The organism is Roseiflexus castenholzii DSM 13941 (assembly GCF_000017805.1).
Lineage (GTDB): Bacteria > Chloroflexota > Chloroflexia > Chloroflexales > Roseiflexaceae > Roseiflexus > Roseiflexus castenholzii.
Genome location: NC_009767.1, coordinates 4,108,406 through 4,131,820 on the forward strand (window position 1 = coordinate 4,108,406; position 23,415 = coordinate 4,131,820).

Annotated in this window: 17 protein-coding genes; 12 read left to right on the forward strand and 5 right to left on the reverse strand. The window is 60.8% G+C overall.

The window, feature by feature from the left end; translation table 11 throughout:
- Positions 1–206: 206 nt before the first annotated feature.
- The 8 genes from RCAS_RS16330 to RCAS_RS16365 all read left to right on the forward strand — a co-directional run bounded on the left by RCAS_RS16330 (position 207) and on the right by RCAS_RS16365 (position 11,073).
- Complete coding sequence (locus RCAS_RS16330; RefSeq protein ID WP_041330949.1) at positions 207–1,451, forward strand: acyl-CoA dehydrogenase family protein; 1,245 nt, start codon at positions 207–209, stop codon at positions 1,449–1,451.
- A 121-nt stretch (positions 1,452–1,572) separates the two neighbouring features.
- On the forward strand, positions 1,573–2,349 hold the full coding sequence (locus tag RCAS_RS16335; RefSeq protein WP_012121644.1) for an electron transfer flavoprotein subunit beta/FixA family protein: 777 nt from the start codon (positions 1,573–1,575) through the stop codon (positions 2,347–2,349).
- Between the two features lie 13 nt (positions 2,350–2,362).
- A complete protein-coding gene (locus RCAS_RS16340; protein ID WP_012121645.1) occupies positions 2,363–3,349 on the forward strand; it encodes an electron transfer flavoprotein subunit alpha/FixB family protein in 987 nt (328 codons plus the stop codon).
- Between the two features lie 505 nt (positions 3,350–3,854).
- Positions 3,855–4,289, forward strand: coding sequence for an anti-sigma regulatory factor (locus RCAS_RS16345; protein WP_012121646.1), 435 nt, complete (start codon positions 3,855–3,857; stop codon positions 4,287–4,289).
- Complete coding sequence (locus RCAS_RS16350) at positions 4,286–4,864, forward strand: SpoIIE family protein phosphatase (protein WP_012121647.1); 579 nt, start codon at positions 4,286–4,288, stop codon at positions 4,862–4,864. Before RCAS_RS16345 ends, RCAS_RS16350 begins: the two co-directional genes overlap by 4 nt.
- Positions 4,865–4,884: 20 nt before the next feature.
- Positions 4,885–7,620 carry a GAF domain-containing protein gene (locus RCAS_RS16355; protein WP_012121648.1) on the forward strand — a complete coding sequence of 912 codons (2,736 nt, stop codon included), beginning with the start codon at positions 4,885–4,887 and terminating at the stop codon, positions 7,618–7,620.
- 552 nt (positions 7,621–8,172) lie between these two features.
- Positions 8,173–9,321, forward strand: coding sequence for an extracellular solute-binding protein (locus RCAS_RS16360; protein ID WP_012121649.1), 1,149 nt, complete (start codon positions 8,173–8,175; stop codon positions 9,319–9,321).
- A 78-nt stretch (positions 9,322–9,399) separates the two neighbouring features.
- Positions 9,400–11,073, forward strand: coding sequence for an ABC transporter permease (locus RCAS_RS16365; protein WP_157042676.1), 1,674 nt, complete (start codon positions 9,400–9,402; stop codon positions 11,071–11,073).
- A 16-nt stretch (positions 11,074–11,089) separates the two neighbouring features.
- Here RCAS_RS16365 and RCAS_RS16370 read toward each other — a convergent pair whose 3' ends face one another.
- Together RCAS_RS16370 and RCAS_RS16375 are read right to left on the reverse strand one after the other, a co-directional pair.
- Positions 11,090–11,872, reverse strand: coding sequence for a DUF4058 family protein (locus RCAS_RS16370; RefSeq protein ID WP_012121651.1), 783 nt, complete (start codon positions 11,870–11,872; stop codon positions 11,090–11,092).
- A 241-nt stretch (positions 11,873–12,113) separates the two neighbouring features.
- Positions 12,114–12,566: a beta/alpha barrel domain-containing protein gene (locus RCAS_RS16375; RefSeq protein ID WP_157042677.1), complete on the reverse strand. Its 453-nt coding sequence runs from the start codon at positions 12,564–12,566 to the stop codon at positions 12,114–12,116.
- A gap of 242 nt (positions 12,567–12,808) precedes the next feature.
- Here RCAS_RS16375 and purD point away from each other — a divergent pair, with 242 nt between their 5' ends.
- Both purD and purN read left to right on the forward strand, forming a co-directional pair.
- Positions 12,809–14,065: a phosphoribosylamine--glycine ligase gene (gene purD, locus RCAS_RS16380; RefSeq protein ID WP_012121653.1), complete on the forward strand. Its 1,257-nt coding sequence runs from the start codon at positions 12,809–12,811 to the stop codon at positions 14,063–14,065.
- Positions 14,062–14,709, forward strand: coding sequence for a phosphoribosylglycinamide formyltransferase (purN, locus tag RCAS_RS16385; protein ID WP_012121654.1), 648 nt, complete (start codon positions 14,062–14,064; stop codon positions 14,707–14,709). The genes purD and purN overlap by 4 nt, the downstream gene beginning before the upstream one ends.
- Before the next feature lie 315 nt (positions 14,710–15,024).
- Here the strand turns inward: purN and RCAS_RS16390 are convergent, their stop codons facing one another.
- Entirely contained in the window at positions 15,025–17,940 is a 2,916-nt protein-coding gene (locus tag RCAS_RS16390; RefSeq protein ID WP_012121655.1) for a GAF domain-containing protein, read from the reverse strand.
- Between the two features lie 695 nt (positions 17,941–18,635).
- Positions 18,636–19,019: a methylglyoxal synthase gene (gene mgsA / locus RCAS_RS16395; RefSeq protein WP_041332094.1), complete on the reverse strand. Its 384-nt coding sequence runs from the start codon at positions 19,017–19,019 to the stop codon at positions 18,636–18,638.
- A gap of 357 nt (positions 19,020–19,376) precedes the next feature.
- On the opposite strand from mgsA, the gene RCAS_RS16400 reads away from it, so the two are divergent.
- Both RCAS_RS16400 and RCAS_RS16405 read left to right on the forward strand, forming a co-directional pair.
- Positions 19,377–20,225, forward strand: a complete 849-nt coding sequence (locus RCAS_RS16400; RefSeq protein WP_012121657.1) for a glucosaminidase domain-containing protein — start codon at positions 19,377–19,379, stop codon at positions 20,223–20,225.
- Between the two features lie 324 nt (positions 20,226–20,549).
- Positions 20,550–21,644 (forward strand): M20 family metallopeptidase, encoded by a 1,095-nt coding sequence (locus RCAS_RS16405; protein ID WP_012121658.1) that lies wholly within the window; start codon positions 20,550–20,552, stop codon positions 21,642–21,644.
- Positions 21,645–22,050: 406 nt separating this feature from the next.
- On the opposite strand, the gene RCAS_RS16410 is transcribed toward RCAS_RS16405, so the two are convergent.
- Entirely contained in the window at positions 22,051–23,235 is a 1,185-nt protein-coding gene (locus RCAS_RS16410) for a DUF4938 domain-containing protein (protein ID WP_012121659.1), read from the reverse strand.
- Positions 23,236–23,415 lie beyond the last annotated feature (180 nt).

The window sequence follows — 23,415 nt, forward strand, 5'->3', positions numbered from 1 at the left end:
TTGCATCGCAACGTCCCTGTACGACGCGAGGGGTCAGGGCAGGTGGACGTTAAACGTTGAATGGTGAACGTTGTCAGGGAAGACGGCAAGGCGGCAGCCGAAAAGGTGCGAAGATGCGAAAGAGGAAAGGGAGTCCCCACACCCTATTCCCTAACCCTGTTCCTGGTTCTCAGTTCTTAGTTCTTGGTTCTTCAGGAGAAAAGACGATGGATTTCACCGCTAACTACGACATGTTCCTGACCGAGGAACACCAGATTCTGCGCCGCACCGTGCGCGAATTCGCCGAGAAGGAAGTCGCTCCCTTCATCCGTGAATGGGATCGCAGCGGCGCAGCGATGGAAGGACCGGAGACCCGCCCCCACATCCGCCCCATTCTGAAGCGCATGGGCGAATTGGGGCTGCTCGGCATCTGCCTGCCTGCACGTCTTGGCGGCGCAGGAATGGACTACCTGGCGCTGGCGGTCGTATGCGAGGAACTAGAGCGGGTCGACAGTTTCCTGCGGGTTGTTATGAGCGTCCACACCGGTTTGAACTCGCTGACACTGTTTCAGTGGGGAACGGAAGAACAACAGCGGAAATACTTGATTCCGCAGGCGAAAGGCGAAAAAATCGCCGCCTACTGTCTGACCGAACCGAACAGCGGCACCGATGCCGGCGCCATGCTCGCCACTGCGCGACGCGACGGCGACTCCTATATCCTGAACGGCGAGAAAACCTGGATCAGCCTGGCAGACATCGCCGACAACTTTCTGGTCTTTGCCAAGACCGACCCATCGAAGGGAAATCGGGGCATTTCGTGTTTCATTGTCGAACGCACCATGCCTGGCTTCAGTAGCCTCCCGATCCACGGCAAACTCGGCGTGCGCGCCGGGAACACCGGTTCGGTCATCCTGGAAGATGTGCGCGTACCGGTCGCCAACCGACTCGGCGAAGAGGGCGAAGGTTTTAAGATCGCCATGACCGCCCTCGACAATGGGCGCTACACGGTCGCAGCCGGTGCGACCGGTCTCATTCAGGCGAGCCTGGAAGCCAGCATTCGCTACGCGCAAGAACGCCAGACCTTTGGCGTACCAATCGCCGAGCATCAACTGGTCAAACGCATGATCAGCCACATGGTGCGTAAACTCGACACCAGCCGCCTGTTGGTGTACCGTGCTGGCTGGATGAAAAACCAGGGACGCCGCAATACGCGCGAAACGACCCTCGCCAAATGGCATGCCACGGTCAGCAGTTTTGAGGCTGCCGACGATGCGATCCAGATCCACGGCGCCTATGGCTACAGCGACGAATATCCCGTCGAACGCTACCTGCGCAACGCGCGCGGCGCCATCATCTACGAAGGCACGCGCGAATTGCAGGAACTGCTTCAGGCGGATTTCGCGCTCGGCTTCCGCGAAAATAAGCCGCTGCGCCGCGAGTTGCCCGCCTACGATCCAGATGCATGGGCATGATAAACATCATGTTATAATGCAGTGTGTCACCAGGTACGCCAATGAGCGCACAACGGTATCACCAGGGGAAGCAGTGTTGATGCGACGCCGCTGATGAGCAGCGGTGCAAGAGGGAGGCGCTATGCACATCGTCGTCTGCATGAAACAGGTTCCGCGCGATAACTCGGTCAAGATCAATGCAGATCTGACCATCAACGCCGATGGGATCGAGCAGATCATGAACCTCTTCGATGAGTACGCCGTCGAAGAGGCGCTGCAATGGAACGAGAAACTGGGCGGCAAAGTCACCATTCTCTCGATTGGACCAGAAGACTGGAAAGAACAGATTCGTCGCGCGCTCGCTATGGGCGCAACCGACTCGCTGCTCTTGAGCGATCCGGCTTTCACCAACCTCGATACCTTCGGTGCTGCGCGGGTCGCCGCCGCCGCCATCAAGAAACTCGGTGACGTCGATCTGGTGCTGTGTGGGCGCAACTCGACCGATGACGAAACCGGGGCGTTCGCTCCGGCACTGGCGCGGTTGCTGGGCTGGACGCAACTGACCTACGTGGGCAAGGTGGTTACGCTCGAAAGCGGCAGGATCGTCGCCGAACGCCACCTCGAAGAAGTCGTCGAGACGGTCGAAGCCAGTTTGCCAGCAGTTGTGACGGTCGTCAAAGGTATCAATGAACCACGCTATCCATCGTTGTTGCGCATCCGCAAGGTCGCCAAAGTCGAGATTCCGACTTGGTCAGCGGCGGATGTCGGTCTCAGCGCCGCCGATCTGACCCCCAGGTTGAACCTGGTTAATCGTGTGCCACCACCGCCGCGACCCAAGGGTGAGATCATCGAAGGGAAAGATGCCACGGAAAAGGTTGCCAGACTGGTCGATAAGTTGATGGAAGCACAGGTTATCTGACAGGAGAACGTCCATGGCGAATGAGATCTGGGTTGTCATTGAGCGAACCGCTCACGGCGATATGGCCGGGGTGTCGAAAGAATTGCTCGGCAAGGCGCGCGAACTGGCTGATGCCAACGGTATGAAGGTTGGCGCGCTGATCCTGGGCGCTGGCATCGGCGATCTTGCACAAGTCGCCTTCAGTTATGGCGCCGACACAGCCTATGTGGTTGACGACGGTGCACTGGCGCAGTACACCACCGATGGGTATGTCGGCACAGCCGCAGCACTGGCGAAGAAATATCAGCCTGCCCTGATCCTGACCGGCGCCGGTTTCCAGATGCGCGACTTCAGCGCGGCGCTGGCGGCGGAACTCGATACCGGCGTCGCCGCCGACTCGACGAATGTGATGATCGAGAACGGTACGGTAAGCGCCGTCCGCAGCTCGCATGGCGGGAATGTTATCAATACGTTGACATTCGCTCCCGGTAGAACGGCAGTCGTCTCGGTGCGCAAGCAGAGTTTCCCGGAACCGCAGGCAAACCCTGACCGCTCCGGCGCAGCGGTGACCGAAAATCTGCCCGGCGTTCCGATGCGCGCAAAGGTTGTGAGCGTTGCGCCGAAGCAGGGAGCCGTCAACCTGTCCGACGCTGCGATCATTGTGTCGGGCGGGCGCGGCCTGGGGTCGCCGGAGAACTATTACAAACTGATCCCCCCGCTCGCCGAAGCAGTTGGCGGCGCCTACGGCGCATCGCGCGCGATCGTCGATGCCGGTTGGGTGCCGTATGAGCATCAGGTTGGTCAGACCGGCAAGACGGTCAGCCCGAAACTGTATATGGCGATCGGCATCTCCGGCGCCATTCAGCACCTGGCAGGCATGCGTTCTTCGCGCACCATCGTGGCGATCAACAAAGACCCGGACGCGCCGATCTTTCGCGTTGCCACCTATGGCGTCGTCGGCGATGCCAACGAAATTGTGCCGCTGCTGACGGAGGAGATCAAGAAGCGGACGGGAAGGTAGGGGTTAAGAATACGGATCGCGTCGGGGCGAATATGCATTCGCCCCGACCTCCAGCAGGGGCGCGAAGTCCTCCCCGACCTCACCCGCCTGCCACGCCTCGAGCAGGGGTCTGAGTTCGGTCATCTTGAAGTCATCGGCCATACCTCTGTCCAACATCCATGGCGGCATCTGCGGCTATCGACCAAACCAACTTTCAACGCGATCATCTGCGTTTTGCGCCTTCGATGATCAATGCCTCCCCTCCGAAAGGCGTGCCACAAACTCCACACTCTTCACAGTTCACCTCCTCCCGCTTCGCGCTTCCCTTGCCCATTTCGCGTCAATATTGAATGCATTTTGATCCGACTCTGGTTACGCTCCTCGGCTATACTGATATACTTAGGAGCAGACCGCGCCCGCAAGGAGCGGCAAATCGTAAACCGGGAATGCACGCGTGGCTGCGCTGTGTGTCAGCAAACTGTAACGCTATGCACTGGCGCTCAAACTAACGCAGGAGTACACTCAGATGGAGGCGGTAGTCTGTCCGGTACGGCGCGAAGTCGATGTGTATGTTGCGATGGGGCGTGCGCGCGATATGGCGACAGCCCTGGAGTTCGACGATATCGACCGCACGCGCATTGAAATCGCGGTTCTGGAACTGACGCGCAATATCCTGGCACACGCTGGCAGTGGCGAACTGATCATCGAGTATGTCACCGATGGCAACCGTCAGGGAATTGCCATTGAGGCGCGCGATCAGGGACCCGGCATTGCCGACATTGCCCTGGCGCTGCGCGACGGGTACAGCACTGCGCAGACACTCGGCGCAGGGCTGCCGGGCGTTCAGCGCTTAATGGACGACTTTCACATCGAGTCGACGGTTGGGGTAGGAACGCGCGTGCGCGCGGTGAAGTGGCCTGGCAAACGCGCCAACAGCGGGCCTGGAAAGGTCCGCCGATGAACACCATTACGTGGGGCGCCTGCAATCGCGCCAAACAGGGGCAATCGATCTCCGGCGATGCCTGGACGGTAGCAATGCTGAACGGCAATGGCATACTGGCGGCTGTTGTCGATGGGTTGGGCGGCGGCGAAGAGGCGGCGCGCGCAGCGCGCCTGGCGGAAACCGTCTTCCGCGAACGCGCCGAACGACCCCTCCAGGAACTTATCCGTGTCGCACACGAGGCGCTTCACACAACGCGCGGCGCGGTCGCCGGATTGCTCCGGCTCGACCCGCTCCAGAGCAGCGCGTCGTATATTGGCGTTGGCAACATCGGCATCTATGTCTATAGCCGGAAACCGATCAAGCCGATCTCGAAGAATGGCATTCTTGGTTACCGCCTGCCAACACTGCTCGAACTAACGTATACCTACGATCCAGGCGATCTGTTCGTGTTGTACAGTGACGGCGTTTCATCACAATTCGCACAGGATTTGCACCTCGATATTCGCCAATCGCCGCAGGCTTTGGCAGAGCAGATCGTCCACACGTATGGCAAACATTCCGACGATGCCACCGTCGTTGTCGTGCAGACCTGAACAGCACTCTCGACACAGCCATGCAGCATACAACATCAACACATCTGACCCGCTGGTTGAACGCCAACCGCACGGACCTGCTGCCGCTCTGGATTGCTGCAGGCGATGATCTGTTCGCGGCAGACCACCACGCTCCGGCGCGAAACGGCGAAGCGATCACGGTGCATCCCGATGAGCGCAAAGTGATCGTAACAGCGCTGTACGATGGGTTGATCGCTGCTGCGGGCGGTGATGAACAACCCCTTGACGAGTGTCTGACGGCGCTGCGTGCACTGCGGAGCAGTATCGGCGAGGACGACCTGCCACGCCAGATTATGCTCTTCCAGCGACTGCGCAGCATGGGTCGTCGTGCGCTGTATCGTGAGTCGATGGAGGCAACCGCGCGACAGCCTCAGGATGATGTATTTTATCATCTCCTCGATGCACTGGATGACCTCATCGACTATGCGATTACGCGGCTGGTCGAACGCTGGGTTGGCGCCGCGCACAGAGTGTTGAACGAATTGAACGAAACCCGCATGCTGGTCGAAAGCCTGTACCGTGATGCGGAAGTCACCGACCGCACGACGCTGCAAGTCTCCCGGCTCAACCAGCTTGCGCGCGAACTATCATCCACCTTCGACCGTAAGGAGCACCTGCACAGTATCAGCGTGACGCTCGCTGAGGTGCTGGCGCCTGTCGTCGTCGATATCTGGCTGCTTGCAGAGGATGCCACTCGCCTCGAACTGGCATGGCGCCATGGCGCTCCTATGCCGGATACGCGATCCATACCGCTGGAAGCGACCCACGATCCGGTGGTTCAGACGCTTCAGCAGCGGGAACTTTTCCTGGCATCCAACCTCGTTGCAGCCGATCAGAATGCGTGGCACATTCCAGATGTCGCCGTGCTCGGCATTCCGCTCATCACGCAGAGCGGCGTCACCGGCGTCATTCTGTGCCAGGGTGACGAGCGCACGCTCGCTGATCGTTCACAGCAGGACTTTGCGCGGTCTGTCGTCGGGCAGGCAGCGATTGCTCTGGAGAATGCGCGACTGTATGCCGAGGTGCGCGCCCTCAACGCCGATCTGGAGCGGCGCATTGCCGAACGCACCCGCGAATTGAAGATCGAACGCGATACGCTCGAAACACTGAATGCCATTGCGCTCGAAGTCAGCAGTACGCTCGATGGCGATGAGATTATGAGCAACTCGCTCAAGACCCTGGCAAAACTGATCGGCGTCCAACACGGATCGATCATGCTCCTCGACCGGGAAACCGACCAACTGGTCGATCGCGCAGTCCTGGGCAAAAGCGACAATGTCGGGTATGTGCGCTTCTCGCTCGGGCAGGGGATTGTCGGATGGGTTGCGCATCATCGCAAGCCCCTGATCGTCGATGATGTCACTGCCGACCCGCGCTGGACGCCGCCACCAATCGACGATCCCCTGGCAAAACGCCAGGGATCGATGATCGCAGTGCCGCTCATCGCCCATCATGAAGTGCTCGGCGTTCTGGTGCTCTCCCACGAACAGCCCGCGTATTTCCGCGAGGAACACCTGCGACTGCTCGACGCTTCCGCCAAACAGATTGCGATTGGCATTCACAACGCACAGGTCTATCAGCATGCGGAGCAGCAGTACTTCCACCGCTACGAAATGCAGCAGCGCCAGGAACAGGCGGTCAGTCAGAGCACGGCCATTTTGCAAAGCCTCTCCGATGGGGTGATTGTGTGCGACCAAAGCGGTTCGGTGTTGACGGCGAACCTGGCGGCGGAAAAGATTCTCGAGCGCCCAATCGAAGAGTTGGTGACATGGAACCTGGAGGACTTGTTGCGACGATTGCTGGGGCGGCGCGTCGATGAACTGTCGCTCAATGATTTGTTGCGCAATCCCTGGGACGATCAGCACCGGCCACGCACTCTCTCCACAACCTTCCAGATTGGTCCGCGAACGATCAACATCACGCTCGACCCGGTCATTTCGAGTAAAGAGACGCTGATCGGCGCGGTCGCAGTGTTCCGCGACCGCACTCGCGAGGTCGAGTCGGATCGGCTGAAGACCGAGTTCATTGGCACGGTCTCACACGAATTGCGCACCCCAATGACATCGATCAAAGGGTTTACGCAGCTCCTTGCGATGGGCGGCCTGGGACCGCTCAACGAGACGCAGAAAGAGTTTCTCGGCATTATTCAGTCGAATGCCGAGCGTATGATTGCGATCATCAATGATCTGCTCGACATCACTAAGATCGAGACGGGAAGCGTTGAACTTGAGATCCGCCCACTCCACGTTGCCGAAACGCTCAGCACCGTCATGCTCGACCTTCAGCCGAAAATCCAGGATCGGCAGCAACACCTGTCGTTGAGCATTCCCGCCGGATTGCCACTCGTGCGCGCCGACGCTCGACGTTTCAATCAGATCCTCTTCAATATCGTTTCGAACGCTGTCAAATATACGCCGCGCGGCGGCTCGATCACCGTCGAAGCGCGCGAAGTCACTGCTGACGCGGTTCCCGACGAAGAACGCGACGGGTTGCGTCCTGGACGGTATGTTCAGATCGATGTGCGCGATACCGGCGTCGGGATTGCGCCGGAAGACCTTCCTCGCATCTGGGAGCGGTTCTACCGCACCGAGAATCCGCTCAAGGTCGAAGCCGGCGGTACCGGTCTCGGTCTCTCGCTGGTCAAACCCCTCATCAGACTCCTCGGCGGGCGCATCTGGGTCGAAAGCTGCATCAATGAAGGCAGTGTCTTCAGTTTTGTGATTCCGGCGGTGTAATACCAATGACCTGTGACCATCCGGCATGGTCACCCCGAGCAGCGCTCGGAATGACCAGCATGCGGCATCTTCATCTTCAATCGTCATTGGTATAACTCCTTCAAAGAACGAGGCAGCGCTGCGCATCCGGTCGATGCAACCGACAGACGCTGTTGAGCGCTTCCCTCCCGTTATCGCACCGATGGAGGTGCGTCGCTCCGCCCAGCACGACACAGAATGTCCGGTCGATTGCCGTGTTGGTCACCTTGAACGATGCGCAGGGTCTCGACCTGCATGCCACGAGATGCTTCACGGCATTCCGCGCGACACCAGACGCATGGCGCCTGAGCACCGCGCCGGACTATCCCCGCCGGGTTTTCACTATTCTACCAGATGAAACTTGACAAAATTTCAATGTTAGAGTAACCTAACACCGCAGGTTAACCTTTGCTCACCATGCGCTGGCGCGCCAAAAGTGCATACCGGAGACGATGCTGGCGCCGATCTGCGGCAAGATCGGCTATTCAGGCACAAGGCAGCCTCTTTCGCTGCCTGGAAAGGAAAGAGTCCATCATGAACCATACGCCAGGACGCCTGACGTTTCGCCTGATACTCCTTGCAACGAGCCTTGTGTTGATCGCTGCCTGCGGCGGGCAACCTGCTGCCGCTCCGCCCACGACCGCGCCTGCGGAGTCGACAGCAGCGCCAACCACCGCACCGGTCGAGCCGACCGCTGCACCAACCACTGCGGCTGAGCAACCGACCGGAGCGCCGGTCGCTGCGCCAAAGGGCGAAGTCATTGTGTACACCTCACGCGCCGAGGCGCTGTTCAAACCGGTCATCGAAGCCTTCAATGCCGTCTATCCAGATGTTAAGGTGACCGTCTTGAATGGCAGCAACAGCGAACTGGCAGCCCGAATTCTCGAAGAGCGCGCCAATCCGCAGGCGGACGTCCTGATTAACTCCGATATTCTGACAATGGAGAATCTGGCGGCGGAAGGGGTCTTTGCTCCGAACGACTCGCCGGCAGTGATGGCCGTGCCGGCTGATTACCGCGCCGATGATGGCAGTTGGGTCGCTCTGACGCTCCGCGCTCGCGTCATCATGTACAATACCGATCTGGTATCGCCCGACGAACTGCCGAAGAAAATGCTCGATCTGGCTGACCCGAAGTGGAAGGATGTTCTCGGTTCCGCCAATAGCACGAACGGTGCGATGATGGCGCAACTGGTCGTGATGCGCAATCAACTGGGCGAAGCGGCGACTGAGGCGTTCATTCAGGGGTTGCTGGAAAACAATACGCAGTTCTTCGGCGGTCACACCGATGTGCGCAAGGCGGTCGGCGCCGGTGAATTGAAACTGGGGCTGGTCAACCACTACTACTACCATCTCTCCAAAGCGGAAGGCGCGCCGGTAGGTGTGATCTACCCCGATCAGGAAGATGGCGGTCTGGGGCTAGTGGTCAACTCGACCAACGCGGGGATTATAAAGGGTGGACCAAACCCGGAGATAGCAAAGATCTTTGTGGACTTCATGCTCTCGCCGGATGGTCAGAAGATCTACGCCGAGCGCAACTACGAGTATCCGATTGTTCCGGGCATTCCGCTGGCGGAGGGCGTTGCGCCGCTCAGTTCGTTCAAACTCAACCCATTCCCGCTCAAGACCTTGCGCGATGAATTGGAACCGACACGGGCGCTGGTTCAGAAAGTCGGTATGCCATAGCACGTGTGGATTCGCCAGCGCAATGCGCAATCGTGGCGACGTTGCATGGAACGTCGCCACAATCCATTCAATGCTGACATGAAACGAACGATTTCTCTCCGGTCATCGCGCGCTATGGGTGAAGCGCTGATGGTGTGGCGCGCTTCATCCGTCGCTCTGCGTGCCGCCGCTATCCTGGTGGGCGCGCTGGCGATCATTCCGCTTGCGTACATCCTGATCCGGGCGCTCGAAGCGGATGCCACCGTCTGGGAACGCCTCTGGTCGCGGCAGATTCCGGCTCTGGCAGGGAATACGCTGGCATTGACCGCAACGACCGTGGCGCTGAGCACCCTGTTTGGTGTGGGCGCAGCATGGCTGGTCGAACGCACCGATCTGCCAGGAGCGCGGGTGTGGCGGGTGCTGCTGGCACTACCGCTGGCCATTCCTGCATATGTGGCGGCGATCTGCTGGCTGATCCTCCTCCGGCGCGGCGGGGTGATCGATCAGATGGCAATGGAGTGGATGGGATTCGCTCGTGGCGCCTTTCCTCTCCCGCAAATAACCAATCTGTGGGGCGCGACAATGGTGATCAGTCTGTGTGTATTCCCCTATGTGTTTCTCCCGGTTGGCGCCGTGCTCCGTTCCCTCGACCGATCCCTGGAAGAAGCCGCGCGTATGGCGGGACTCTCCGCCTGGACGACCCTCTGGCGCGTGGTGTTACCACTGGCAATGCCGGCGGCGGCTGGCGGCGCGCTGCTCGTGGCGCTCTACGCCCTCTCCGATTTTGGCACAGTGGCAATGCTCCGCTACCGCACCTTCACGCTGGCAATTTTCCAGCAGTTTGCCGGTCAGGTTGATCGCTCGGCGGCTGCCATCCTGAGTTTTGTTCTGATTGGCATGGCAATACCCGTGCTCTATGGCGCCGCCTGGATGGCGCGACGCGAACGCCAACTGACGCGCACCCGCTGGCAACCGCCGCGTCTGACACGCCTCGGGCGCTGGCAACCTCTGGCACTGCTGGCGATCGGTGGGCTGACCTTCTTCTCGCTTGGACTGCCGCTGCTGACGCTTGGCGGCTTGACGTTGCAGGGATGGCTCGTTCCCACTGAGGTGGATCGAATCTGGGGCGTCAACAACGCTGGCGTGCTGCGTTACGCACTGAACAGCGTCGGGCTTGCCGCCACCGCAGCGACCGGCGCTATTGCGCTGGCGATCTTCCCGGCGCTCGTCGCCGTGCGCCAACCGGGGCGCTGGAGCAGTCTGCTGCTTGCTGCATGCCAGAGTCCCTTTGCGCTGCCGGGGATTATTATTGGGTTGAGTTTTGTGCTGTTGTTCAACCGCTGGATGCCGATGCTCTACGGCACTCTCGCCGTGCTGGTCGTCGGTTTCGTCTTTCGGTTGCTGCCACAGGCGGTGACTGCCAATGAATCGGCGTTGCGCGTCGTGTCGCCCTCACTGGAGCAGGCGGCGCGCACCCTGGGAGATAACGGCATCCGGGCGTTTCAGCGCGTGACCTTCCCGGTCGCTGCACCGGGACTGCTGGCAGGGTGGGTGCTCTGCTTCGTTACTGCAATGAAGGAGTTGCCCACGGTCATTCTCCTCCGTCCGCCGGGATTCGATACTCTGCCGGTGCGCATCTGGGTGGCCGCCAGTGAATCGGTGCATACCCAGGCGGCGCCATCAGCATTTGCGCTCATTGCTGTTACCATTGTGACGTTGCTGATTGTGACGCACTATCAGGCGGGAATGGAGAAAGTGCTTTCCCACAGTTGAACATGAGCAGGTTGCATCAGTGATCCTGGCGCAGTCCACTCTGACGCAGAGGCCGGTCTGCCCAGGCTGCATCGTCTCCGGTCAGCGGCGGTTCGGGGTCTCGGCGGTAATCGATGCGCAGGTCGAAGGCGGCGCGTTCGTCGATGGCCCGCAGCAGCGCACCCAGGTCGATCTCCGGTTCGGTCGCATCCGCGTCGAGCGGTACGGCAAAGCGCGGAATCGGCTGGCGAACGCTGAAGGGAATAAGCAGTGCGCGCGGACGCTGGTTGCCGCGACTGATGAGTATGCGATAGTCGCTCACGCCTGTCCATCCGCGCACCGGCATCGGTTCACCCGCGCGCAGCAGATCGATTTCGACCAGATGACTGAGACTGCCCAGCACGGCAAGACGTTTGCGGAGATAAAGCGCGCGTCCTTCGCCGGGACGTTTGTTGGCAGGCGATAGCGCTTCAATGACCGTCACGACCCGTCCATCAGCCACAGCGTGCACTTCCAGATACGACTCGCGCACCAGGTCGGGCAACGCCACTGCAACCGCCACCCCTCCCGATTCTTGAAAAGGAGCAGATACACTTACCGGCGGGGTAGAGCGCGTCACAACGGCGGCATCCGCCCGACCGACAAATGCCGCGTCTTCGGGTTCGGCCAGATAGGTGCGTTCCTCGATTGCAACATAGTACCTTGGACGCAGCGCCGGCGCCAGATCGTCGGCGATGCTGACGATCAGACGGTTGTGCACATCGGGCCAGAGACCCGGCGCTTCGAGGTAAGGATTCATTCCAGAAAACGGGTGGGTCACAGGTCATCCTTTCGAGATGGCATCATCCTCAATTATACCAGTTGCCTCCGGGATTCGTCAGGAACCACAGCACAGCGTCAAGTGGCAGGGGCTGCACCGTCCCTGACATGCGCATACGAGCGGACGTGATGGACATGCACAAAATAATTCGGCATTCGCTCTGCGCCTGGCGGCTGAGCTACAGGCTATAGAAAGCGAAGCCTGCCTTCGCGGGCTAAACCGTGCGCCGGGCGATACCGGATTAATGACTCAAAGACCAGATTTTCGCGCCCCACACCTCCACGCGCGCCAGCCATCCGGCTGATGGCGGGCCAAAATGAAAACTCACGACGGGAGGTTCGAATTCGCCGAGCAGATCGGCGGCTTCGTCACTTAAGGGCGAACGTCCTGCCCCGATGGGAACGCTCTCTGCATCAATGCCGAACTCCCGGTCATACGGCGCAAACGTCACCGCTATGCCGCCTCGCGTGAGCGTCCGCCACCGGCGGCGGATGGCAGCAGAAGTGGCGTTGAATGGCTTCCTGGTCTGCGCCCGGATCGCTGCCGATTCACTCCGCAGAGCGTCGAGATTGAGCATGGCGCAGGGCAAAACGATCCAAGCCCACCCCCATTCGACACGGCGACGGCGCGTGCGGCGCCCCTGCACACCTGCCATTCGATACCGAACAGTTCTTGCAGGATCATAGTATTCCATCGGATACGCTGCGACAAAACCAGCGACCGAGGTCCGAGCCCTGTTGTTCGAACCTGTGATACGCGAGCAGTGTATACGCCCGACGCGATTGATGAACATACTGATCCCGGACGCGAGCGAGGTAGGGGCGAGTCTTCCCTCACACGGCGTATTTTGCCCCTTCCCAACCGGCGCGCCGACACATCATGCTGCCTTCCCTGGTGCTATAATCGTATCGGAACAGGTTCGAGAGGGCTGGTACGATGAATGTCCTGCTTGTCGGCTCAGGCGGGCGCGAGCATGCTCTGGCATGGAAACTGGCACAATCGCCGCTGATCGATACCCTCTTCGTTGCGCCCGGCAATCCAGGAACAGCGCAGATCGGGCGCAATCTGCCGGTCGAGGCGCTCGACATCCCGCGACTGGTCGAGGTTGCGCAAAGTGAACGGATTGATCTGGTCGTTGTCGGTCCCGAAGCGCCGCTGGCGGCGGGATTGGCAGACGCCTGCCTGAAGGCGGGCATTCCGGTCTTCGGTCCAACTGCGGCGGCGGCGCAGATCGAGAGCAGCAAAGCCTTTGCCAAACGACTCATGATCGAGGCTGGCATTCCAACCGCCGAAGCGCACATCTTCGATGATCCCGACAGTGCAGCCGATTTCGTGCGCACCACATGTCGCACATGGGTTGTGAAAGCGGACGGACTTGCGGCTGGCAAAGGAGTGATTGTGCCCGAGTCGGTTGGCGACACGCTGGACGCTATTCGGATGCTGAGTGCGACCCGCGCCGGCGCGCGCCTGGTGCTCGAAGAGCGTTTGAGCGGACCGGAAGTGTCGCTGATTGCGCTGTGCGATGGCGAGCGCGCACTGCCGCTGCCGCCAGCGCAGGATCATAAGCGCCTGCGCGACGGCGACGCCGGACCGAACACCGGCGGCATGGGCGCCTACGCCCCCGCGCCGCACCTGACACCCGCCGACGTGACCGATCTGACGGCGCAGATCATTCTTCCAGCGCTGCGCGCGTTGCAAAACGCGAGAACGCCATTCTGCGGCGCGCTCTATGCCGGGTTGATCCTGACCGAACAAGGACCACGGGTGCTGGAGTTCAACGCGCGCTTCGGCGACCCGGAGACGCAGGCGATCCTGCCGCTGCTGGACGGCGATCTGCTCGCGGCGCTTGCCGCGTGCGCCGGGAACGGGGCGCTATCCGACGACATGCTGCGTGGAACGAACAATGCCGCAGCGTGTGTTGTGCTGGCAGCGGAAGGGTATCCCGACACGCCGCGCCGCAGTGATGTGATCAGCGGCATTGCGTCGGTCAATGACCCGCACGTGGTCATCTTCCATGCTGGCACTGCCTGGAAGAACGGTCAGTTGACGACGGCAGGCGGGCGTGTGCTCGGCGTCACCGGTGTTGGACCAACTCTGCGCGAGGCGCTGGCGCGGGCGTATGCCGCAGTGGATCGCATTTCCTTTCCGGGCATGCAGTACCGCCGCGACATTGGCGCAAAGGCGATCCAATGAATGCCCCGGCACATCCCTATCGTGTCGCTGTGCTGATTTCTGGCAGCGGCTCGAACCTTCAGGCGATGATCGACGCGCAGCAAAGTGGTGACCTCGGCAATGCTGAGGTCGTCCTGGTGGTCAGTGACCGCGCCGATGCCTATGGGTTGCAGCGCGCACTGAAGCATCGTATTGCAGCAGCATTCGTTCCGTTGCGTCACCCGCGCGATCCCGCCGCACGCGCCGAATGGGAACGGCGCCTGGCGGATGTGACGGCAGCGTTCAACCCCGATCTCATCGTCCTTGCCGGATTTATGCGCGTGCTATCACCAGTGTTCCTGGATCGCTTCCCCAATCGCGTTATCAACCAACATCCGGCGCTGCTCCCCGATGATGGCGGCGACACGTTCACTACCTCGCGCGGCATCATCATCCCCGCGTTGCGTGGCGCGCATGTCGTCGCCGATGCGCTGCGCCTCGGACTACCGATCACCGGATGCACCATCCATCGTGTGACGCCAGCCGTTGACGACGGACCGGTACTGGCGCGCGCTGAGGTTCCGATCCTGCCCGGAGATACCGAAATGACGCTTCACGAGCGCATCAAGCAGGTCGAGCACCGCCTGATCGTCGAGGTCGTCACGCAACTGGCACGTCTCAAGTGAAGCCCTGGGAGCGCCAGCGTCTCGCCCACCCGCCAGTGAAGCCCTGGAAGCGCCAGCATCTCGCCTGCCCAGCGCCAGCGTCCCGCCCGCCGGTGACATCCTGGGAGCGCCAGCATCTCGCCCGCCCAGCGCCAGCGTCCCGCCCGCCCGCCGGTGAAATCCTGGGAGCGCAGGCGTCCTCGCCTGCCCAGCGCCAGCGTCCCGCCCGCCGGTGACATCCTGGGAGCGCAGGCGTCCTCGCCTGCCCAGCGCCAGCGTCTCGCCCGCGCGCACACCGAGAGGAGCCGCACTCCGTATCATCGGCGGTGATCCCGATCATCCATCGTCCGACACCGCGATCTGATACACAATCTCATACACCATATGCGGCTCGTGCTTCCCCTTGAGCATCACCGGACCAATCGGACGCAACAACCAGGGCAGATCATCTCCCAGCGGCAGCGCATCGATCAGGCGATGCGAAACAATGATCTGATCGGCGCGCGCCAGACCGCTCAAGCGGTTAGCAGTATTGACGACATCCCCAATTACCGTGTAATCGAGGCGCTGCGGCGACCCAATATTGCCGACGAGCGCCGGTCCATACGCAATCCCCACCCCCATGCCAAGGTCGAGACCGAGATCGCGGCGCCAGACATTCCGAAGATCGGCGAACGCCAGCTGGAGATCGACTGCTGCGCGTAACGACCGGGGAATATCGTCATCCCGCGCAATCGGCACGCCAAACACACCGATCAACCCATCTCCCAGAAACTTATCGACCGTCCCGCCATGTCGGTAGAGCGCCTCGGTCATAGCGGTGAAATAGCGATTGAGGATCTGATGCACGAGAATTTGCGGCGCCAGACCTTCAGCGAGCGTCGTATAGCCGCGAATATCGGCAAACAGCACCACAATATCGCGCTCCTGCGGCGCTCCGAACTCACCACCGCCCGCCAGCACTTCTTCGACCACCTGCGGCGATACGTAGCGCCGGAACATAGCACGCAGGCGTTCCTGCTCTGCGCGCTCGAGTTCTTTGATCGCAGTAATATCCTGCATCACCGCCACCCGTCCAATTAACGCATCGTTGGCGCCACGCACCGGAGCGACGCTAACGTTGAAGGTCGCACCATCGGCAAGGGTGACTTCCATCATCGACTGACCATTCAAGGAGTCGCGACTCAGAGCACGAAGCAGACCGCTATGATCCACAGCCTGGTCAATTGCCCGCCCGATCGCTTCTCCGAGGTGAAGGCGCTGCTCGGCGGCGGGATTTGCCAGCAACAATCGATTGTGCGGATCGATCAGCAGAATCGGATCGGCGGCGCTGCGCAACACAGCGCCGAGTGTCGAACGTTCGTCTTCCACCTCGCGATACAGGCAGGCATTCTCAATCACCTGCGCCAGCAAACTTGCAACCGTCTCGAGCAGCGTCAAATCGGTCGCCTGAAACTGTCGCTCATGTCCGGTGACATCGAGCGCCACCAACCCAATCTGTTTACCGTTTGCCAGCAACGGCGCCAGCGCCAGCGCTGCGATTCCGGCGCCCACAAGCGCGCGAGCGCATAGCGCCAGAAGCGCATCGTCCGCCCTCACAACCTGTGGCGCGGAAAGAACGACCGTTTCAGCAAGATCGCGCCAGGGCAGACGATCCCGTGCGGCATCGGTTGCAAACACCATATGCCGCATGCTCTGGACTCTGGGGTTGGTCAGCACAATGCCACAGGCAGTAACCTCAAAAATAGATGCAATCACGCGCGCTGCAATCGTCAGATTTTCCGCTGCATCCAGACGCGCCGTCATGGCAAGCGACAGATTATTCACCGTGCCGAGCTGACGAACGCGGCGCTGCTCCATGTTGAACAGGCGCGCGTTATCGAGCGCAATACCCAACTGGCTCGCCAGGGTTGACAGCAATCGAACATCCGCATCGCCGAACGCATTGGGGGTATACGCCATGACCGAAAGCGCGCCAAACACCTGGCGTGCCGTTTGAATCGGAACCGCCAGTTCCGAACGCACGCTCCGCTCAACTCCCGTCAATGGAGCGCAATCGGTCTGAAGAAAATCGGCGACATAGTACGCTTCGCTCTGTGCAATCGCCCGCCCGGCGGCGCTGGTGTCGGGCGAGATCGCCTGCCCGATCAACCGTTCGATACTTGCGCTGCCCGCAGCGGCTTCCAATGCCAGGCGCTCATCATCGTGCAACGCAACGGCAACCAACGGATAGCCAAAGGTGTGGTGGATCAAATGCACCACCAGCCGCAGCAACTGATCAGGACTCATTAACTCTGTCAGGTGACGGCTGATCTGATTGATGCGTTGCAGTTCTTCAGCGCGACGCTCGAGCAGGTCGCGCTGCATGCGCGTCAGATGGAACAACTCCGCATTTTCGAGTGCAATCGCGCTCTGTGCTGCCACAGCATTCAGCAACTCCAGGTGGTCGTGGTTGAAATAGCCTGGCGTGTGGTGAACGAGCGTAATGGCAGCCAGAACGCGCCCCTCGCGCACCAGCGGCACGGCAGCAACACTGCGCACCGCGCGCTGCTGGGCATTCACCGCGATCCATCGTGGATCGTCGCGGGTATCGTCAATAATCAACGGTTTCCGCTCACGAAGCACCCATCCGGCGACACCCTGCCCTAGAATATCGCTCAGCGGAATGGTTGGCCGATTGCGCGTGCTGGAGAACAGGCGCGGCTGATCGCCGGTGAGCGCCAGGATGCTGGCGCGCACGGCGCCGACAGCATCGGCAAGCCGATTGAGAAACTGGGTCAACAACTGATCAAGATCCAGCGTCGTTCCCAGTTCGCGGGTCAGATGGAGCAACAGTTCCGTCTTTCGCTGCTCAGCGCGCAATGATCGCTGACTGCGTTGCAGGCGCAGCATTGCGCGCACCCGCGCCAGCAGTTCGGTCAGATCGACCGGTTTCACCAGAAAATCGTCGGCGCCCGCATCGAGCGCCGCAACTTTCGCCTCCGGGTCGCCATAACCGGTGATCAGGATCACAGGGATGAAGGGGCGATCTGGATCAGATTTGACGCGCTCCATCACATGCTGGCCGCTCAGCCCCGGCAATGATACATCCATGAGCACCAGATCGGGCGTGACCAGTTCCAGATACGCCAGGGCTTCTTCGCCGGTACTCGCAACAGAAACGCGATACCCGGCGTTCGTCAGCAGAATCTGGAGCATGCGACGCACGCTGGCGTCGTCGTCCACTGCCAGGATATGTGCAAGTTCGGTCATGCCACTCCACGTACACCATGCCCCTGCACGCTACCGGCGCTATTGTATATCCGCCCGTTTCGGTGCGCAACCAAGCCCACGCCAATGGCGAAGCCTGTGTCGCTTTGCTCGCAACAACGCCAGTCCATTGGGCATTCTGATAAGATACCAATGACGATTGACGATGCCGCATGCTGGTCATTCCGAGCCCTTCGCTTCGCTCAGGGTAAACGCAGCGAGGAATCTGAGCGGGTCGCGCAAGACCCCTCGCGCGGCTCGGGGTGACCATGCCGGATGGTCACAGGGAATTGGTATGACGCACCCCTCGTGGTACGGTCATCGTCACAGGCGACCACTCCTCAATAGCGCAATCAATCGGCGGTTGAACCGTGTTGACCGCCGCCATGAGGACGGTCATAACGAAACCCGAATCGCGTGGATTGCGGTTTCATACAGCCTGGCCCACGAATGCACTCAGTCCGGTGCATAACGACCGGCGTTTCCCCCGTCTGTCTCCACAACGAAGGATCGTGCGACTCGCCTGATCACGTCCGCAAGACGCTGTCGGTATGTCGGGACACTGAAACGACGATGATCAGGAAAAAAAACGCCGGTTTCGCGCCAGATTCTCAGATCGAGGCATATCAATTGCCAACACCTGAACGTGTTGGAGGCAACCATGATTACCAGACGCCGCATCGGCGCGACTGTCGCTGTCACACCTTCTCAACCCCTGCAACGACGAGTTCCGCCGTTGCCAGGTTGGTCGCCAGTGGTACGTTGTACAGGTTGCAAACGCGCAGCAATCCCTGAATATCCGGTTCGTGTGGATGAGCGTAGAGCGGATCGACCAGGAAAATGACGCCATCGATCTCGCCCTGCGCAACCCGCGCGGCGATCTGCGCATCACCTCCCATCGGACCCGACAGCATCCGTTCGACCTCCAGGCGCGTTGCCCGCGCGATACGCTCACCGGTCGTGCCGGTGGCAACCAGGCGACATCGGGCAAGTGTATCACGATGGCGCAGCGTGAACAACACCATATCATCCTTCTTGCGATCATGCGCAATCAGCGCCAGCGTTGCTCGTCGGGTTATCACATCTCGCTCCTCGGCTTTCATCGAGCCTGTTTTCGCGTCTTGCAACACGACTGATACCCTGCCATCAATCTTATCGCAAAACTGGAGAGGATAGACCTGCACGCCCGCACCTTCCATCCCTGTCCCATCGGCGCACACACAGGCGAGGTGTTGCGGTTTCAACGCCTTTCAAAGAAGCGTCCACTCGAAGCGATGAAAGGCGCACGCTCGTATGTGCCGCCATAAATCCCACCGTTCTTCAGGCGCATATCATACGCCACTCAGATAGCGGCAACCACGCTGTAATCTGCGACGCTGGAAACATGCCGGCGCCGGGAGTACGATGATGACGGAAACGACACGCGATAGGACCGTGCCATGATCACACGTCGTCAGTTCCTCAAAGCATCAGTTGCGTCATGCGCCGCTTCCGTCATAGCAGCAGTCAGTCGCGCCGGCGAGCGCCCATCCTACCAGGTCTACCTTCCGCTGGTGCAGACGATAGCGCCGCCGCTGACCGATACTCCACCCCCTCCGACGCCGATTCCTGTGCCGCCGGAGGATGATCTGCCGCCGATCCTCGACAATGCGCCTCTTGTGGGTCCAGCCACCGGAACGGAGCATATGGCGATCAACTGGTTCGTTCCGCGCGCCGACCGCAGTTACACCGCGTTCGACATCGGCAGGATTGTCGGCGCCTACCGCGTCATCGGCGAGATAGCCGGCATCGACTGGTTCCTGGCGCTGGCGCAGATGGCGCACGAAACTGGACACCTGACCAGTTTCTGGAGCCTGCGCCCACAGCGCAATCCGGCCGGCATCGGCGTTACCGGCGAGTGGCGCGCCGACCCGCCGCCTGATCCGACCGGGTGGGCATACAACACACAACGGCAACGCTGGGAGCGCGGCATCAGTTTCCCCACCTGGGCTGAGCACGCCATTCCCGCGCACCTGGGACGCTTGCTGGCGTATGCGCTTACCGATGAGCAGGCAAACGACGCGCAACGCACACTGATCACCACGGCGCTCGCCGTGCGACCGCTGTCGCCTGCGCTACGCGGCGTCGCACCAACGATCCTGGGACTCAACGGGAGGTGGGCATTTCCGGGCACGACGTATGGACAGTCGATTGTCGCGCTCGCGCGCCGCATGCGCTACGGACCCGCTACCCTCGACCTGAGCGCCCCTGCCGAAGAGGATGGGGATGTGATGCCGGAAGGATCGTAAGCAAAGGGAGACGGGTTGCAAATGGAACAGTTCCCGATGGGGCATTGCACATTCTAGCAAGTCATCCCGGCACCGCAGGCGTCCCACCTGCACACCCCCGCCCCGAAACCGCAGGCGTCCCGCCTGCACACCCCCGCCCCGGAACGGTGCATGTCGAACATTGCAAATGGGGAAGTAACCGGTCACGGGTGAACAAGCCGCCCGTCGCGGGTGGGAAAGTAAAAGTAAAAGGGTACAGGTAAGAACAATCCCCTAACCCTCATTCCGGCTCTCAGTAAGACATGGTATACTTTCCAGAAATCCCGTCTACCCGGAGCCAGTCGTATGAACGATGCCTCAGTACAGCACGAACTGACCCGCCTGACCTGTAACCTGATTGCGTTCCCTTCGACCGCCGACCATCCCGATGCACTGATCGCCGCAATTGATTATGTCGAGCAGTACGCTCGTGATTCGGGCATCCAGTTTATTCACCGTTTCGAAGTCGAACAGAAGCCCAGCCTGATGATCACCCTGCGCGACACGCAAAGGCCAGCGCTCATCCTCAACGGTCACCTCGATGTGGTCGCCGCGCGCGCTGAACAGTATCAACCGGTCGTGCGCGACGGACGGATCTACGGACGCGGCAGCCAGGACATGAAAGGCGCGTGCGCCGTTCTTATGCGCCTGATACGCGATCTGGCTGCGCTTCCGGATCCACCCGACGTTGGGTTTATGTTTGTCACCGATGAAGAAATCGGCGGGTTCCATGGCACCAACTACCTGCTGGAACACGGGTGGCGCTCTGCGTTCTTCATCGCTGCCGAGCCGACCGATCTGAACATCTGCTATGCCGCCAAGGGCATGGTGCGCTTCGACATCACCTTGCACGGACAACCGGCGCACGGTTCGCGCCCGTGGGAAGGGGTTAATCCGATCCTTCTGCTGCGCGACGGGTTACAGGCGCTCGAACAACGCTTCCCAACGCCGCGCGAAGCAGTGTGGGCAACAACCGCCGTCCCTACCGTGGTTCGTGGCGGTGATACACTCAACCGCATTCCAGAGGTGGTGACGCTTTCACTCGACATTCGCCACATTCCTGAAGAAACCCCAGACGAGATCGAGGCGGCGGTGCGCGCCTGCTTCCCCGGCGCAACGGTTGCGCGCAACAGCACAGGCGGCATCCCGCTGATGACCGACCCCAACGATCCGCACCTGGCGCAGTTGGCTGCCAGCATTGAGCGCATCATCGGGCGTCAACCGGTCTTCTACCGTGAGCACTATGGCTCAGATGCGCGCTTCTATAGCGGCGCGGGCATTCCGGCAATCTGCTTTGGACCGGTGGGCGCAGGGCTGCACTCTGATCATGAATGGGTGGATATCGCCAGCCTGGAGCGCCTGTATCTGATCCTGCGCGATGTTGCGACGGCAGCCGAGTGATACCCATGACGATTGAAGATGCCGCATGCGTGTCATTCCGAGCCCTTCGCTTCGCTCAGGGTAAACGCAGCGCGGAATCTGCGCGGGTCGCGCACGACCCCTCGCGTCCTGCGCGATGTTGCGACGGCAGCCGAGTGATACCCATGACGATTGAAGATGCCGCATGCGTGTCATTCCGAGCCCTTCGCTTCGCTCAGGGTAAACGCAGCGCGGAATCTGCGCGGGTCGCGCACGACCCCTCGCGCTGCTCGGGGGGAATATGCCGGATGTTCACAGGTAATTGGTATGATACACTGTCTGCGCCCAAATGTCGTCGCACACGTCCGGGTCAGACCCGCCGCTCTTTTCGCAATAGCAGCCACACGCCACAACAACACACCTTCTGCCGTATGGTGAAGGCGCCGCTTCACCTCGCATCCGCTTCCATAAAGGCAAAGTACAGCGCTGTGACTGCAAGGGTTTTCCAGGGGTCCTCATCCGGCGAGAGGGGGATCAGTGTTTCACTTGTTCCACACGCCAGAACAGCGGCAGTGCGACGCAGGAAGAGCGCACTGCCCCCAGCCGCGCGGTGCGCGCGCAGCGCCGGATGATCACCGGACCGCGCTATCAGCACGAGAGGACACGGCGCATATCCGGCAAGCGCCAGAATCGCCGGATGATCGGCATTCAGCACTGCCCGCCCGCCCAGACTCGTCACCAGCAACGCCACTCCCAGCGCGCGCGCCAGGTCGTCGCGCCCGCCCGCCTCAGATTCGAGTTCCTCCGGCAGATCGAGCAACGCGCTGACCATGCACTGCTCGACCGGCAACCCGCGCCATAACAGATCAACCGGATCAAGATCGAGCACAATCGCCCCAGCAGCGGGATCGGTCAGACAATCGCGCGCTGTATCGAACGATGCAGTCAACGCTGCTGCCACACTGATCCGGCGCTGCCGCAGGCGGGACACAAACGCAGCAGTCGTTGCGGATGTCGCGCCGCCGGAAACGACCACCACCGGAACGGCGCCCAGGCGGTCCCAGGGAAGCAGTGAACTGAGCGCCGGGCGGGCAAACGGCGATGCACCGATGCCGACATCAGCCTCACGCAGCGCCGTTCCACGCTCACGAAACAATGCGGGATCAATGGCGTTGCCGCGCGCCCCATAACCAACCTGCACGAATCCGTCGCGCCGCACAAACGCCGGCACACCACGCGCCGACGCTTCCGCCATAAGTTGCAACACCTGCAACGGCAGTGCGGCTGCCCGCCGCTTTTTTTGCAGGTCCCACAGCAAACTGTCGGCATCCATCGTGTCGTCGCCGGCGTGCTGCGCACCGAGCAACGCGACGATATGCCGCACCATTTCGGCGCCAATCGCAGGCATCGGCGTGACGAAGAAAAGATCGTGCCAGATAGTATCGCCTGTGCTGCGGCTCTCGATATGAGGATTGCCGATCACCAGACCCACCCGTTGCGCGGCATCCTTGAGCACTGCCCGCAATGCAGCGCTGCAATCGTGATCGGCGCGCAGGCGCGCCAGCACCCCCGGACGCGGATCGAAGCAGTGAGGACCATCAAATGTGGTAATACGAACAATCTCTACGCTCACCGATACTCTTTCTTACGCTCGTCTATGATGGAACACAGGCGACATGGTACCAGATCGTACAAACGACGACCAACACCTGAAAACAACCATCCCTGAAATCGGAGGCAGTTGAACGAGGCGAGGGGAAAGCAGAAAACAACCACCCCCGGTAGTCGGAGGTGGTTGAGCGTTGAATGCCGG